General features: G+C 63.5%; 20 protein-coding genes. 15 read left to right on the top strand and 5 right to left on the bottom strand.

Annotated elements, in window-relative coordinates:
• Nucleotides 1-11 precede the first annotated feature (11 nt).
• Complete coding sequence (locus IB263_RS01225; protein ID WP_034804530.1) at nt 12-458, bottom strand: MarR family winged helix-turn-helix transcriptional regulator; 447 nt, start codon at nt 456-458, stop codon at nt 12-14.
• Between the two features lie 147 nt (nt 459-605).
• Between IB263_RS01225 and IB263_RS01220 the strand changes: the two genes are divergently transcribed.
• The 6 genes from IB263_RS01220 (at nt 606) to IB263_RS01195 (ending at nt 4,473) form a co-directional block, all read left to right on the top strand.
• Nucleotides 606-1,364: an alpha/beta hydrolase gene (locus tag IB263_RS01220; protein ID WP_192437399.1), complete on the top strand. Its 759-nt coding sequence runs from the start codon at nt 606-608 to the stop codon at nt 1,362-1,364.
• Between the two features lie 219 nt (nt 1,365-1,583).
• On the top strand, nt 1,584-2,318 hold the full coding sequence (locus tag IB263_RS01215) for an SDR family oxidoreductase (RefSeq protein WP_192437397.1): 735 nt from the start codon (nt 1,584-1,586) through the stop codon (nt 2,316-2,318).
• Between the two features lie 124 nt (nt 2,319-2,442).
• The gene (locus tag IB263_RS01210; protein WP_112977019.1) at nt 2,443-2,772 is read left to right on the top strand and encodes a metalloregulator ArsR/SmtB family transcription factor; all 330 of its coding nucleotides are present in this window, start codon (nt 2,443-2,445) and stop codon (nt 2,770-2,772) included.
• The gene (locus IB263_RS01205; RefSeq protein ID WP_112976939.1) at nt 2,769-3,236 is read left to right on the top strand and encodes an SRPBCC domain-containing protein; all 468 of its coding nucleotides are present in this window, start codon (nt 2,769-2,771) and stop codon (nt 3,234-3,236) included. The genes IB263_RS01210 and IB263_RS01205 overlap by 4 nt, the downstream gene beginning before the upstream one ends.
• A gap of 119 nt (nt 3,237-3,355) precedes the next feature.
• On the top strand, nt 3,356-3,769 hold the full coding sequence (locus IB263_RS01200) for a GFA family protein (RefSeq protein ID WP_192437395.1): 414 nt from the start codon (nt 3,356-3,358) through the stop codon (nt 3,767-3,769).
• Nucleotides 3,770-3,900: 131 nt separating this feature from the next.
• Nucleotides 3,901-4,473, top strand: coding sequence for a 2'-5' RNA ligase family protein (locus IB263_RS01195; protein WP_089043147.1), 573 nt, complete (start codon nt 3,901-3,903; stop codon nt 4,471-4,473).
• Nucleotides 4,474-4,539: 66 nt separating this feature from the next.
• Here the strand turns inward: IB263_RS01195 and IB263_RS01190 are convergent, their stop codons facing one another.
• Nucleotides 4,540-5,166, bottom strand: a complete 627-nt coding sequence (locus IB263_RS01190) for a glutathione S-transferase family protein (protein ID WP_192437393.1) — start codon at nt 5,164-5,166, stop codon at nt 4,540-4,542.
• 172 nt (nt 5,167-5,338) lie between these two features.
• On the opposite strand from IB263_RS01190, the gene IB263_RS01185 reads away from it, so the two are divergent.
• Nucleotides 5,339-6,397, top strand: a complete 1,059-nt coding sequence (locus tag IB263_RS01185) for a succinylglutamate desuccinylase/aspartoacylase family protein (RefSeq protein ID WP_192437391.1) — start codon at nt 5,339-5,341, stop codon at nt 6,395-6,397.
• Between the two features lie 28 nt (nt 6,398-6,425).
• On the opposite strand, the gene IB263_RS01180 is transcribed toward IB263_RS01185, so the two are convergent.
• Together IB263_RS01180 and IB263_RS01175 are read right to left on the bottom strand one after the other, a co-directional pair.
• Nucleotides 6,426-6,899, bottom strand: a complete 474-nt coding sequence (locus tag IB263_RS01180) for an Lrp/AsnC family transcriptional regulator (RefSeq protein WP_089043352.1) — start codon at nt 6,897-6,899, stop codon at nt 6,426-6,428.
• Between the two features lie 28 nt (nt 6,900-6,927).
• A complete protein-coding gene (locus IB263_RS01175) occupies nt 6,928-7,125 on the bottom strand; it encodes a hypothetical protein (protein ID WP_192437389.1) in 198 nt (65 codons plus the stop codon).
• 15 nt (nt 7,126-7,140) lie between these two features.
• Between IB263_RS01175 and tatA the strand changes: the two genes are divergently transcribed.
• The 5 genes from tatA to IB263_RS01150 all read left to right on the top strand — a co-directional run bounded on the left by tatA (nt 7,141) and on the right by IB263_RS01150 (nt 10,619).
• On the top strand, nt 7,141-8,310 hold the full coding sequence (gene tatA / locus IB263_RS01170) for a tyrosine aminotransferase (RefSeq protein WP_192437387.1): 1,170 nt from the start codon (nt 7,141-7,143) through the stop codon (nt 8,308-8,310).
• 5 nt (nt 8,311-8,315) lie between these two features.
• Complete coding sequence (locus IB263_RS01165; RefSeq protein ID WP_051659675.1) at nt 8,316-8,951, top strand: YitT family protein; 636 nt, start codon at nt 8,316-8,318, stop codon at nt 8,949-8,951.
• A gap of 122 nt (nt 8,952-9,073) precedes the next feature.
• Nucleotides 9,074-9,427, top strand: a complete 354-nt coding sequence (locus tag IB263_RS01160; protein ID WP_192437385.1) for an ArsC family reductase — start codon at nt 9,074-9,076, stop codon at nt 9,425-9,427.
• Between the two features lie 21 nt (nt 9,428-9,448).
• On the top strand, nt 9,449-9,922 hold the full coding sequence (gene ybaK, locus IB263_RS01155) for a Cys-tRNA(Pro) deacylase (protein WP_192437383.1): 474 nt from the start codon (nt 9,449-9,451) through the stop codon (nt 9,920-9,922).
• Between the two features lie 109 nt (nt 9,923-10,031).
• Nucleotides 10,032-10,619, top strand: a complete 588-nt coding sequence (locus tag IB263_RS01150; RefSeq protein WP_192437381.1) for a dual specificity protein phosphatase family protein — start codon at nt 10,032-10,034, stop codon at nt 10,617-10,619.
• 282 nt (nt 10,620-10,901) lie between these two features.
• Here IB263_RS01150 and IB263_RS01145 read toward each other — a convergent pair whose 3' ends face one another.
• Entirely contained in the window at nt 10,902-11,357 is a 456-nt protein-coding gene (locus IB263_RS01145) for a MarR family winged helix-turn-helix transcriptional regulator (RefSeq protein ID WP_246810943.1), read from the bottom strand.
• Nucleotides 11,358-11,441: 84 nt separating this feature from the next.
• Between IB263_RS01145 and IB263_RS01140 the strand changes: the two genes are divergently transcribed.
• The 3 genes from IB263_RS01140 to IB263_RS01130 all read left to right on the top strand — a co-directional run bounded on the left by IB263_RS01140 (nt 11,442) and on the right by IB263_RS01130 (nt 14,427).
• On the top strand, nt 11,442-12,113 hold the full coding sequence (locus IB263_RS01140; RefSeq protein WP_246810297.1) for a glutathione S-transferase family protein: 672 nt from the start codon (nt 11,442-11,444) through the stop codon (nt 12,111-12,113).
• Between the two features lie 93 nt (nt 12,114-12,206).
• Nucleotides 12,207-13,085, top strand: a complete 879-nt coding sequence (locus tag IB263_RS01135) for an MBL fold metallo-hydrolase (RefSeq protein WP_246810962.1) — start codon at nt 12,207-12,209, stop codon at nt 13,083-13,085.
• Nucleotides 13,086-13,173: 88 nt separating this feature from the next.
• The gene (locus IB263_RS01130) at nt 13,174-14,427 is read left to right on the top strand and encodes an aminopeptidase (protein ID WP_060608436.1); all 1,254 of its coding nucleotides are present in this window, start codon (nt 13,174-13,176) and stop codon (nt 14,425-14,427) included.
• Nucleotides 14,428-14,432 lie beyond the last annotated feature (5 nt).

Here is a 14,432-nt window from a genome sequence, read left to right as displayed (position 1 = left end):
CGGGTGCAGCGCTACTTCACCGCGTCGCGCATGCCATCGCGGAGTTTCCGCACCCGCTCGTTCAAATCGATCATTTCCGGCACCGTGAAGCCGGAGTTTTCCAGAAGCGCATCGGTCAGGCAGCCGGTCTTCACGTGGAGGCCGCGCCCTTTCGCGGTGAGGTGGACCTCGACCTGCCGCTCGTCGGTGACGCTGCGATGCCGACCCAGGAAGCCGGCAGCTTCGAGCCGCTTCACAGCCGGCGTGATCGTGCTCGATTCCAGACCCAGCCGATCGGCAATCGCCGAGATCGTCAACCCATCCCTCTCCCAAAGCGTGCTCAGGACGAGATACTGCGTGTAGGTCACACCGAGCGCATCGAGCATCGGCTTGTAGACGCGGTTGATGGCGATCGACGCCGAGTAGATCGAAAAACAGAGCTGGCTGTCGAGCGGCAGCGTTGTCGGTTCGTCAGGCATTCCAACCTCCTTGTGGCGCTTTGCGGCTTCTTCCGCGAAAATAGATATCGCGATAATTAATATCTTTACAAGAAACCGGAGTCGCCGTATATGATTGTTATCGCGATAATGAATGTCGCGAAAACAACTCAACGAAGGAGACCCGAAATGCTCAAGTCCCTCATCACCGCCGCCGCTTTCGCCCTCTCCGCAAGCGCGCTGACGCCGGCCCAGGCCGCCCCCGCCACCAAGAATGTCGTGCTCGTTCACGGCGCCTTTGCCGACGGCTCCGGCTGGCAGGGCGTCTACAACATCCTGAAGAAGGACGGCTATAACGTCACCATCGTGCAGAACCCGACCCTGACGCTTGCCGGCGATGTCGCGGCCACCAAGCGTGCGATCGCCGCTCAGGACGGCCCGATCGTGCTCGTCGGCCACTCCTATGGCGGTGTGGTCGTTTCGGAAGCCGGCACCGATGAGAAGGTGAAGTCTGTCGTCTACATCGCCGCCTTCGCGCCGGATAAGGGCGAGTCCGTTTCCTCGCTCATCGCCAACCCGCCGGCCGGCTCGCCCGTTCCGCCGATCCTGCCGCCGGTCGATGGTTTCCTCTCGCTCGACAAGGAAAAGTTCGCCGCCGCCTTCGCGGCCGATGTCGATCCTGAGATTGCCGCCTTCATGGCCGACTCCCAGGTCCCGTGGGGGGTCGAAGCGGCAGCCGGCGCCGTCACCGCTCCGGCCTGGAAGGAGAAGCCGAGCTTCTATCTGGTCGCGACCGACGACCACATGATCCCGCCGGCCGCCCAGCGCCAGATGGCAAAACGCGCCGGCTCCACCGTGGTCGAAACATCCGGCAGCCACGCCATCTACGTCTCGAAGCCGGAAGCGGTCGCCAAGCTGATCGAGCAGGCAGCGCAGGCGAGCGAATAAGCGATATCAACCGGCAACGAAGGCAATCCGGAAGATCCTGGTGGACGCCATTGCCGGCCCTGTTGCCGCCAGATCTTTGGTCAGAATTTCTGACCGCCCCATGCTCGATCGGCACCTCGATCGAACGGATCGCCCTTTCTATCTTCTGTCTCACCGGCGCTCAGGCCCAACGCCCGAGCCGGACTCAAACAGAAACGCACCTTTCGAAAGGGCATATCCATGGAAAATGTTCACGGAAAAGTCGTGGCCGTGACCGGCGCAAGCAGCGGCATCGGCGAAGCCGCTGCGAAGCTGCTGGCGGCTGCCGGAGCCAAGGTCGTGATTGGCGCACGCCGGTCCGACCGGCTGGAACGCATCGCCGGCGAAATCGCCGGCGCCGGCGGCGAGGTCCGCTTTCGCGTGCTCGACGTTACCGACCGCGGCGACGTCGCCGCCTTCGCCCGCTTTGCCCAGGCCGAATTCGGCCGCCTCGATGTCATCGTCAACAATGCCGGCGTGATGCCGCTGTCGCCGCTGGCAGCGGTCAAGGTCGACGAGTGGGACCGCATGGTCGACGTGAACATCAAGGGTGTGCTCTACGGTATCGCCGCGGCCCTGCCGATCATGAGCGCGCAAGGGGCCGGGCAGATCATCAACATCTCCTCGATCGGCGGCCATTCGGTGTCGCCGACGGCCGCCGTCTATTGCGCCACCAAGTTCGCAGTCCGGGCGATCTCGGACGGCCTGCGGCAGGAGACCGACCGCATCCGCGTTACCGTCATCTCGCCCGGAACGACGACCTCCGAACTCGCCGATACGATCAGCGATTTGACCGCACGAGAAACCATGAAGGAATGGCGGGCCGTCTGCATCAGTCCTGACGCCATCGCGTCGTCGATCGCCTACGCCATCGGACAGCCCGACGATGTCGACGTCAGCGAGATCATCGTGCGCCCGACGGCGAGCCCGCATTGAGGCAATGTGCTCCGGGGATCAAAGCGACTGAAGGCACGCCTCGAGCGTGCCTTTTCGTTCTGCAGCAGCATTCAAATCAATAGCATTGACTAATCAATTAGCATCCGCTATTTATTTATCCATGATGATCGAAACCGCTCCCATCACCGCCGTCATGCGCGCCCTTGCCGATCCGACCAGGCGCGCCGTGTTCGAGCGCATCACCAATGCCGACGAGATCACCGTCGTTGAACTGACGCGCGGCAGCGGCGTGACGCAGGGCGCGATTTCGCAGCACCTCAAGTCGCTGAAACAGGCGGGTCTCGTCGCCGAGCGTCCGGAGGGCCGCAACGTCTATTACCGCGCCGAGCCCGAGGGCCTGGCGCCGCTCGTCGACTGGATGAGCCACTACGGCACCTTCTGGCATGACCGCTTCGCCAATCTGCGCACCCTTCTCAAGGAGATCGATCCATGACCGACGCAGCAGCCTTGAAACTCGAGACCCAGGATATCGTCGTCGACGAGGTCTTTCCGCATACGCCCGAGACGATCTGGAGGACGCTGACCAACGGCGAATTGATGGGCCGATGGATCATGCCGCCGACCGGCTTCCAACCGGTGGAAGGCACCCATTTCACCTTCCGGACGACGCCCGCCGGCGCATGGGACGGGACCATCCGCTGCCAGGTGCTGGAGGTGCGCCCGCATGAGCGTTTCGTCTACTCCTGGAAAGGTGGCGACGAAGGCAACAGCGGCTATGGCTCGCGTCTCGATACGGTCGTCACCTGGACGCTGACGAAGGTCGACAACGGCACCCGCCTCCGGCTCGTTCATTCGGGCTTCGTCACGCCGAAGAACGACAGCGCCTATGCCAACATGAGCAATGGCTGGCCGAAGGTCCTGTCGCGGCTCGGCACCGTTACCGACGAACAGCATTGAAGCCCAGGCCGGATCGCCATAGCGATCCGGCTCCCCCCCGAAACAGGCAAAGTGATTGGTCGGCGTCGCCCTCGCAGCCACGCGAAAGGCTTTGCCGTGCCCGAGACTGGAGCGAATGTATGAGCAAGTCCTATATCGGCGGACGCGCCTGCGGTGCGATCCGCTACGAGATCTCAGGAGAACCGGTCTTCTCCAACGACTGCCAGTGCCGTGATTGCCAGCACGAAAGCGGGACCGGGCACGGATCGCATATGACGTTCCGCCGCGAGGGCGTGAAGCTCGAAGGTCAGGCCTCGCATTGGGACATGGTCGCCGACAGCGGCCATGTGAAGACGCGCGGCTTCTGCCCCAGTTGCGGCTCTCCGGTCTACATGACCTTCTCAGCCATGCCGGAGTTCTTCAGCGTTCGCGCTGCAAGCCTCGACGATCCCAGCCGTTACAGACCGCAAGCGGTGACCTACGCCGTGCGCGGCCTTGCCTGGGACCGTCTCGATCCGAATTTGCAGAAATTTGGCCGGATGCCGACGGAGTAGCGAAGCAACAGCCTCGGCCAACGGTGAAGTCTTCCATTCCCCGCCGGATGTCCTTGGCATTGTCAGCCGGCATCCCCATCTCCGGTCGAGACCACATGTCGTGGCGCGCGACCCGGGCGGCGGAGGGTACCATGTCGTCGAACCAATTCGCATTCGATCTCGGCTGTCCCCAGCCAGCGCCGGCAATCGACATCCTCTACTTCGCGCTACTTCCGGACGAGCCGGCTGCCACGAAGGCACTGGCGATTGCCGAAAGGGATTTCGCCGACCAGATGGCGGATGGCTTCATCTATCGGCCCGATCGCCTGCACGTCTCTGTCGACAAGCGCTGGCAGGGCCGCGGCTTGCCCGACTTCGCGGTTGCGGATGCGCTGCGGCAGGGTGACCGCGTCGACGTGCCAGCGGTCGAGATCCGCCTCGACAGGTTGGTCAGCAACGGCAATGGCCGCGACCGGCCGCGCGCCCTGACGACGCGCGACGCCGCGCCGGGCTTCAGCGCGCTGGTCCGGCAGATCGAGGCGCTCAAACGCCCGCTCATGGCAATCCCCCATATGACGCTCTACCGGAACGATCGGGTCGCGCCGGATCTCCGCGTTTCCGAACCGGTCTCCTGGGTGGCGCGCGAACTCGTTCTGATCCATGCCCGCAAGGGGGCGGGCTCTACGAAGATCCTCGCCCGCTGGTCGCTATTGCCGTCGCGCTGAAGTCCAGGCGGAAGGTAGCCGTACACCTTGGTGATGTGCCAGCCCGGCTCCGACGGGGAGCCCCCCTTACGCGGGCGGAATGAAGGGCTGGCTGATCGTCTGGAACACCGGAAGCGCTTCAAGCATGTCCGCATGCGCCTGCAGACGCGGATAGCGCCCCATCGCGACCAGATCGGGATGCACCTCCTTGAGGAAGCGCAACACGGCCGCAACGGCGATATCCACATGGCCGATGCGCTCGCAGAACCAGTAGGCGCCCGTGCTTTGCGCGCGGCTCGTTTCGAGCACTTGAAGCGTCTCTTCGATCTGGCGGCGGCAGCGGTCGACCCAGAGTGCCGAGACCGCCCCGTGCAACCGCTTCTCGTAGAACAGGCTGACGGCCTTGTCGCCGAGGCCCGTGGCGAGCGTCGCGATTCTCAGCGCCCCGTGGCGCGCCGGTTCCGTTCGCGGGAACAGGACCCGTTCGTCGGAAACGAGACTGTCTAGATAATCGAGAATGATATGGCTGTCGGTAAGCACCGTCCCATCGTCCAGAACCAGCGTCGGCACGCGCGTCAGCGGATTGTAGACCCGAAGCTCGTCGGCATTGCCGAAGGACGACCAGGGACGGTGTTCGAACGGGATGTCGTAAAGGCTGAGCGCGATGCCCACGCGTCGCACGAAGGGGGAGTCATATTGGCCGATCAGGATCATCTTGGTGTCTCCCACCTGTGCTGGATGCTTCACAGAACAATAGGCCTGCCGATCATGTCAAAGCCAGAGCGACGTCGGCGCAACCCGAAACCGCACCCTAGTTCTTAGCGACTTGCGGAGCGCCTTGGGAATGCCGATAAGCGCGACCAACGAACGATACGGGGAGGAGCCCATGGACGTTTCCGAAATCATCATCGCCGGCGATACGCCCGGTATCGAATGGCGCCTGCCGGTTTTCCGTTTCAAGGGCAGAACGGCCGCTGCACCGAAGACCTACATCCAGGCGGCGCTGCACGCCAACGAACTGCCGGGCACCGCACTTGCCCATTTCCTGCTGCAGCGGCTGCAGCAGGCGGAGAAAGACGGCGCCATCCTCGGCGACATCACCGTCGTGCCCCAGGCAAATCCGATCGGCACCGCGCAGTCGCATTTCGGCGAGTTGCAGGGCCGCTTCGACCTCGGCTCACGCACGAACTTCAACCGTGATTTTCCGCTGATCACGCTTGGCGACCGTGACCGGCTGATCGACGATCTCGACCGCTACTCGGCGACGGATCGGCTGAAACGGCAGCTGCTGCATATGGCGCTCGGCGCCGACCTGATGCTCGATCTTCATTGCGACGACGAGGCGCTGCAATACGCCTATATCGACGACGCCTTCTGGCCGGAAGCGGGCGACCTCGCCTCGGCGCTCGACATGGAGGCGGTCTTCCTTTCGGACGGCGAAAGCTCCGCCTTCGAGGAGGCTGTCGCCTATGCCTGGAAATACGAAACCGGGCAGAAGAAGGCACGCCTGCCGGGACGCCTCTCGGTGACGGTCGAGCTTCGCGGCACGCGCGACGTCTATCCGGAGCTTGCCCGCAAGGATGCCGAAGGGGTCTTCCGCTTCCTCGTCGCCCGCGGCGTCATTACCGGTGACGAAGAAACGATTGCACCCTTCGCTGGCATCATCGCACCGCTCGACAACATCGAGATGATCCGGGCCCCTGAGGCCGGCGCCATCCTGTTCCACCGGGAGATCGGCGAGAGCGTGAAGGCAGGCGATCTGCTCGCAACGATCCTTACGCGCCCCGGCCAGGCGGACGGCGCCCTCGAGGTGCGCGCGCCGCAGGACGGGCTGATTGTCACCCGCGTCTCGACCCGCCTTGCACGCCGGCGCTCGGACTTGATGAAGATCGCCTGCGCTGCGCCGTCGAGCGCCGGGCGCAAACCCGGGTCGCTTGAAGCCTAGGGCCTGGGATTGAATGTTCAAGCGGCCGTCACGCCCCCGTGGCGGCCGTCATCTTTGGGCTGTCGAGCAGAATGGTCGAGCGCAACGTCTTGATCTCGGCGATCTGCTCGAATTCGCTCCAGAGCAGGCGTTTGTAATCTGCGACGTCGCGCACCGCGATCTTCAGAAGAAAATCGAAATCGCCGGCGACCGTGTGGCATTCCACCACCTCCGGCATGCGCGACACCAGCTCGATGAAGCGCTGGCCGACCTTGCTTGCGGTGCGCTCCAGCGTCACCTCGACGAAGGCCTGGAAGCCGATGCCGGCTGCCTTCGGATCGACGACCACCGTCTGGCGGATGACGCCGGCCGCATAGAGCCGGGCAAGGCGGCGCGACAGCGGCGCCGGCGAGAGCCCGACTCTCGCCGCAAGCGCGTTGTTGCTGAGCGATGCATCCTCCACCAGAAGGCGGATGATCCGCCGGTCGATCTGATCCAGTTCCACCGCCATCTTCTCAACCATCATCGCCCCCAACGCTTCGATTTCGGCTTCAGGAAATATGCCGCAGCACGCAAATCAGCAAATGAATTGCAGAATTTTGCGCAAATGGCACGCTGTCGATATTGTCTCCGTGGCAAATATCGCATCGATTTTGCGCTTGCGCTGACTTAAGAAGAAAGCCGCAGGGCAGCCGGAGGAACGGCGGCCGGCAGGCTTTCTCGACCGATAACGCATCGCTGCCACTCAAGGGGGAATTTCCGGCATGTTCGACGCTCTGATCCGCCAACCCGATGATCCGTTGCTGGCCCTGATCGGGCTTTACCGCAAGGACGAGCGCCCCGGAAAGGTCGATCTCGGCGTCGGCGTCTACCGCGACGAAACCGGCCACACCCCGATCTTTCGCGCCGTCAAGGCAGCGGAGAAGCGCCTGCTCGAAACGCAGGACAGCAAGTCCTATGTCGGCCCCGAGGGCGATCTCGTCTTTATCGATCATCTCTGGACGCTGGTCGGTGGCGATACCATCGATCGCAGCCATATCGCCGGCGTGCAGACGCCGGGCGGTTCCGGCGCTCTCCGGCTCGCGGCCGACCTCATCCACCAGATGGGCGGCAAGCGCATCTGGATCGGGCTGCCGAGCTGGCCAAACCATGCCAGCATCTTCAAGACCGCTGGCCTTGAGCCCGCCGGTTACCCGTTCTTCGACGTGCCGACGCAGAGCGTGCTCTTCGACAACATGATAACGGCGCTCCAGAGCGCTGCTGCCGGCGACGCCGTGCTGCTGCATGCGAGCTGCCACAACCCGACGGGCGGCGTCATCACGCAAGCGCAGTGGATGGAGCTTGCCGCCGTCATCGCCGAGCGCGGCCTGCTGCCGCTCGTCGACCTTGCCTACCAGGGCTTCGGCCGCGGTCTCGACGAGGATGTCGCCGGTCTCCGCCACCTGATCGGCGTCGTTCCGGAAGCGCTGGTTGCCGTTTCCTGCTCCAAGTCCTTCGGGCTCTATCGCGAGCGCGCCGGCGCGATCTTCGCGGTGACGGCCTCCTCGTCTTCGGCCGATACGGTCCGCTCCAACCTCGCCGGCCTTGCCCGCACCAGCTACTCGATGCCGCCGGATCACGGTGCTGCAATCGTGCGGATGATCCTTTCCGACGCCGAGCTCAAGCGTGACTGGCAAGCAGAACTCGAAACCATGCGGCTGCGCATCACCAACATCCGCCGCGCGCTCGCCGAAGGCTTGCGCGATCGCTGGCAGGCGCTCGGCGCCGTCGCCGGCCAGGAAGGCATGTTCTCGCTGCTTCCGCTTGCCGAGGCCGACGTCATGCGGCTTCGGAACGAGCACGGCATCTACATGCCCGGTTCCGGCCGCATCAACATTGCCGGCCTGAAGACGGCGGAAGTCGACGGCGTCATCGCCAACTTCAAGAACCTCTGAGGACCATGATGGCCGAGCACAGCATCGACGCGACAGAAACCCCGACTGAACGCCATCGCCTCTACGAGGATGCGCTGGCGATCCTGACGGGCACGCTAATCATGTCGCTCGGCATCATCATCTACAGCAAGGCGATGCTGCTCACGGGCAGCACGTCGGGCCTGGCACTGCTTCTGCAATATGCGACCGGCGCCGAGTTCTGGCTGGTCTTTTCGCTCGTCAACCTGCCCTTCTACGTCCTGGCGGTCAAACGGCTCGGCTGGATGTTTGCGCTGCGCACCTTCATCGCCGTCAGCCTCGTCTCGCTGTTTTCTCGGCTGACGGCCGGCTGGGTGGAGATCGCCCGGCTTGACCCGATCTATGCGGCGGTTGTCGGCGGCGGGCTGATGGGCATGGGCCTGTTGATCCTCTTTCGCCATCGCACCGGGCTTGGCGGCATCAACATCGTCGCGATCTATCTCCAGGAAAGGTTCGGCGTCCGTGCCGGCTATTTCCAGCTGGCGGTCGATCTCACCATTCTGGCTGCCGCCTTCTTCGTGTTGCCGCCATCGAACCTGGTGCTCTCGGTGATCGGGGCCGCTGTCGTCAACATGACGCTGGCGATCAATCACAAGCCGGGACGCTACGCCGGCGTGACCTGACGCAAGGTCTCGGTCTTCCCTCCCGCGCATCGGGCGGCTATCACTCCTGCCACGCTTTGAAATTGCGCGATTCCCAGAGGCGCGGCCGTTCGGGAATTGCTCGCTGCGGCTGGAGCATGGGAATGACGGTTACGATTTACGGCATCAAGAACTGCGACACGATGAAGAAGGCCCGCACCTGGCTCGACGGCCGGGGCATCGCCTATCGCTTCCACGACTATAAGGCCGAGGCCATCGACCGCCCGCATCTCGAGCGCTGGTGCAAGGAGGCCGGATGGGAAACGGTGCTGAACCGCGCCGGCACGACCTTCCGCAAGCTCGACGAGGCCGACAGGCAGGACCTCGACGAACACAAGGCGATTACGCTGATGCTCGCCCAGCCCTCGATGATCAAGCGTCCGGTGCTCGAAGCGGACGGCAATCTGCTGATCGGCTTCAAGCCGGACCTCTACGAGGCCGTGCTCGCCAAAGCCTGACCCCCATTTGGAGCGACGACGATGTCGAAGACCACGCGCGCCACACAGATGCTTTCGAAGGCCGGCGTCACCTTCAGCGTGCATGCCTATGACTATGATCCCAATGCGGAGCGCGTCGGCCTGCAGGCGGCCGAGGCGCTCGGTGAGGATCCGAGCCGGGTGCTGAAGACGCTGATGGCTGAAGTCGACGGCAAGCCGGTCTGCTGCGTCGTTCCCTCCGATCGTGAGGTCAGCATGAAGAAGCTCGCCGCCGCCTTCGGCGGCAAGTCGGCGGCGATGATGAAGCCGGCGGATGCCGAGCGGCTGACCGGTTACCATGTCGGCGGCATCAGCCCGTTCGGCCAGAAAAAACAAGTGGCGACGGCAATCGAGGAGGCCGCACTTGCCGAAGTGCAGGTCTACATCAATGGCGGACAGCGCGGTCTGCAGGTGCGGCTTGCACCCCGCGACGCCCAGGCCGCGCTAAAGGCGATCGCCGCACCGCTCATCGCCTGAGGCACTGCCATCAAAATATCACAGATGCCTTATACGAGCCGCTGACGCGGGGACGAAATGTGCAATTTTTGCATGCACGCCCGCCTTCGAACGGCGTCGGGTCTCTCACATGACATTTGCAAGATTTCCCAGCGCGAAGCGTCTTTTGAAGCGCCTCGCCGTCGGCACGGCTGCGCTCGTCGCGGCCCTGGTCATCTACCTCGTCGGTCTTCAGTGGACCGGCAATTTCCATACGCTCGTGGCCGGTGAGGTCTACCGTTCGGCACAGCCGACGCCGGAGGCGATCGCCGCCTATTCCAAGGCCTACGGCATCCGCACCATTCTCAACCTGCGCGGCGAAAAGCCGGACGAGCGCTGGTATCGCGATGAGGTTGCCGCCGCCGAGCGCAACGGTATCCGGCTCATCAACTTCCCCATGTCCGCTTCGGCCGAGATCGACCGCAAGGAAACCGACGCGCTGATGGCGATCCTCAGGGACGCGGCAAAGCCGCTTCTGATCCACTGCAAGGCCGGCGCCGACCGCACCGGCCTCGTCTCGACGATCTACCTGCAGCAGATCGCAGGGGTCGACGAGGAAACGGCCGAGTGGCAGCTTTCGCCGCTCTATGGACACGTGGCCATTCCCTATCTCTCCGGCACCTTCGCCATGGACGAGACCTGGGAAGCGCTGGAGAAGTCGTTCGGGCTGAGCAGCTAAGCGACGACGGCGTCCTAGATTGACGCTCGCCCCGTCGAGGCCCCTCATCCGGCCTGCCGGCCACCTTCTCCCCGCAAGCGGGGCGAAGGAGACGCATGGTCCCGTTCGTCTCAGCAACGACGACCTCCCTCTCCTGTGACGGCTCCGGTCGGCGGCGCTACGAACAGCACGCCAGCACGCCCCCTCTCCCCATCTGCAGGAAGAGCGCTAAGGTGAGGGGTAACTTGCCTGGAAGGCGCTACCCGATCGTTCGCCGGTACCCTGTTTGAGAACTGACGTGCTCTACCTGAGCTTCGCCAGCAGCGCCGCGAGCTGCCGCGCCTCCGCTTCTGTCAGCCGGGCGCCGACATGGGCCTCTATCGAAGGCCCATAAGTCTGCCACATGCGCGCGCGCAGCGCCCTTCCGGCCTCGGTGACGACAACCCATTGGCCGCGACCGTCGGCGTCGAAGGCTTCGCGACGGACCAACCCCTCTTTGACCAGGCGATCGATCAGGCGCGACAAGTTATACTGCGCGAGCAAGGTGCGCGCCTCGATCTCGAAGGGCCGCAGCCGGCCGTCTTCGGCCTGAACCAGTTCCCACAACACGTCGTACCAGCCAAGCGGTGGCAGGCTGGCCCCCTTGAAATCGGCCTCGATCCGAGCAAGCACGCATTCCCGTGCGCGCATCAGGCCGATCCAGGCCGCGGTCGTTTCGGGGCCAGGGCCCTTCTCGTCGATTTTCGTCTGTTTGCTCATAGATGCAATTACATCGATCTTGAAAGTCGAAGCAAGCTCACATACATGCATATGCATCTACTTTACCTCAACCGGGAGATTGCCATGCTTACCCTCGTCAGCCACCATCTCTGCCCCTATGTGCAGCGTGCCTCGATCGCGCTCGACGAAAAAGGCGTTCGCTTCGAGCGGACCTATATCGACCTCAAGGCCAAGCCCGACTGGTTCCTGAAAATCTCGCCGCTCGGCAAGGTGCCGCTGTTGCAGGTGCCGCAGCAGAGCGGCGAAAAGGTACTGTTTGAAAGCTCCGTCATCGCCGAATATGTCGAGGAAAGCCAAGCCGGCCCGAAGCTTCACCCCGAAGACGCGCTGGAGCGCGCCCGTCATCGCGGCTGGATGGAATTCGGCTCGTCGATCCTTTCGGATCTCTGGGGCTTCGAGACTGCGAAGGACCGGGAAACCTACGAACAGAAACGCCAGGCGGTGGCCGGCAAACTTGTGACCATGGAAGCGGCACTTGGCGAAGGTCCCTACTTTGCCGGTACACAATTTTCGCTCGTCGATGCGGTCTTCGCACCGATCTTCCGTTACTTCGATCTCTTCGACACGCTTGCAGATCACGGCATTTTCGACGGACTCGATCGTGTCGGCGCCTGGCGCAAGGCGCTCGCCGAGCGGCCGAGCGTCAAGGCGGCCGTGACGCCGGATTACGGTGAGCGGCTGATGACCTTCCTCAGGGAGCACGACGCCTATCTGCTGCGCGCCGGACAGGCATAGCGAAGAGCGCGTGATCACGCCGTCCTTCAGTTTGGCGTGCGCCTGCTCTATGACAGGGCGCAAGCCATGCTGGAGGAGCGCCTTGTGACCGACATGATCTCGACCCTTACGGTTCTTGAGCCCTATCCCGGCGTCTATGCCTACTATGATGGGCGTGTTGCCGGAGTGCGGCTCTATTCGCAGGCGGCGAACTGGCTCGATGACGGCGCCTACGAACTCGGCGTCGCCTCCTATGCCATCGTCGACGGCGCGCAAGCGCTGGTCTACGACACGCATATCTCGCTCGATCACGCCCGGGCGATCCGCAACCATCTCGAAAGCCTTGGCGTCACCGCGATCCGCGTCGTGCTCAGCCATTGGCATAAGGACCATGTGGCCGGAAATGCGGTCTTTGCCGATTGCGAGATCATCGCCCTCAAGCTGACGGCAGCGAAACTTGAAGAAAACCGCGAGAAGATCGAAACGGCGACGCCGCCGATCCAGCCCCTCGTGATGCCGAACCGCCTGTTCGACGAGACGCTTGCACTGACCGTCGGCGCACGCCGGGTCGAACTGCATCACTTCGCCATCCATAGCGCCGACGGCAACGTGATCTGGCTGCCCGAGGAGAAGTTGCTGCTGGCGGGCGATACGCTTGAGGATACGACGACCTTCATCAGCGAGGCTGATCAGACGGCGACGCACATCGCGGAACTCAAGCGCCTGCGGCAATGGCCGATTGCTCGGATTCTACCCGCCCATGGCGACCGCGAACGCATCGCCAGCGGCGGCTACGGACCGAAACTGATCGATGCCAATCGCGGCTATCTCGAGCGGCTGACCCGCGCGATCGCGACCGGTTCTGCCATCGGCACACTCAAGGAATTCGCCGCCGAGGATATCGCCTCCAGCGCGATCCTCTATTTCGCGCCTTATGAGGCTGTGCACAGGAGCAATGTCGAGCGGGTGCGTGCGGCCCTCGGCGCGCGCTGATTGCACGAAACCTCCCGGGCTCAGCCTTCATTTTCGCCGCAAAGCGCTCTAAGTCTTCTTCTTCCGATTTCAGAAAGACAGGTAGATCATGACCTTTCCCGCCAATACGCCCGATCCGATCGACCCGGTGAAACTCGACAAGCTCGCGGAAGTCGCGATCCAGGTCGGCCTGCAGCTTCAGCGCGGTCAGGACCTTGTCATGACTGCGCCGGTCGCGGCGATGCCGCTTGTTCGCCTGATCACCAAGCACGCCTACAAGGCCGGTGCAGGCCTCGTGACGACTCTCTATTCGGACGAGGACACGACGCTTTCGCGTTATGCCTATGCACCGGACGAGAGCTTCGACCGGGCAAGCGACTGGCTGTTCAAGGGCATGGCCGAAGCTTTCGCCGGTGGTGCAGCGCGGCTCGCAATCTCCGGCGACAACCCGATGATGCTTTCGGCGCAGGATCCGGCCAAGGTGGCGCGGGCCAACAAGGCAAATTCCATTGCCTATAAGCCGGCGCTCGAAAAGATCTCGAACTTCGACATCAACTGGAACATCGTTTCATACCCGAACCCGTCCTGGGCGAAGCTCGTCTTCCCGAACGACCCGGAAGAGGTTGCCGTCGAGAAGCTCGCCAACGCCATTTTCGCCGCCTCGCGCGTCGATGTCGCCGATCCGGTGGCCGCCTGGAAGGAGCACAACGCCAACCTCGCCCGGCGCTCGGCCTGGCTGAACGGCGAACGCTTTGCCGCGCTGCACTTTACCGGCCCGGGCACCGATCTGACCGTCGGGCTTGCCGATGGCCATCTCTGGTGCGGCGGCGCATCGGAGGCCAAGAATGGCGTCACCTGCAACCCGAACATCCCGACCGAGGAAGTGTTTACGACGCCGCATGCGCTGCGTGTCGAAGGCCATGTCTCCTCGACCAAGCCGCTGTCGCACCAGGGCACGCTGATCGACAACATCCAGGTACGTTTCGAGGGCGGCCGGATCGTCGAGGCCAAGGCATCGCGCGGCGAGGAAGTACTGAACAAGGTGCTCGACACCGACGAGGGGGCGCGCCGGCTCGGCGAAGTGGCTCTGGTGCCGCATTCCTCGCCAATCTCGGCCAGCGGCGTCCTGTTCTACAACACGCTGTTTGACGAAAACGCCTCGTGCCACATCGCGCTCGGCCAGTGCTATTCCGGCTGCTTCATCGACGACACCAAGCTTACGCCGGAACAGATCCGCGCCCAGGGCGGCAATTCGAGCCTGATCCACATCGACTGGATGATCGGTTCGGGCCAGGTCGACATCGACGGCGTGCGCGCCGACGGTAGCCGCGTCCCGGTCATGCGAAAGGGTGAATGGGCCTGATCACG

It is taken from the genome of Ensifer sp. ENS03 (assembly GCF_014852035.1).
GTDB classification, from domain to species: Bacteria; Pseudomonadota; Alphaproteobacteria; order Rhizobiales; family Rhizobiaceae; genus Ensifer; species Ensifer adhaerens.
This window is presented reverse-complemented; position numbering and strand designations above follow the sequence as displayed.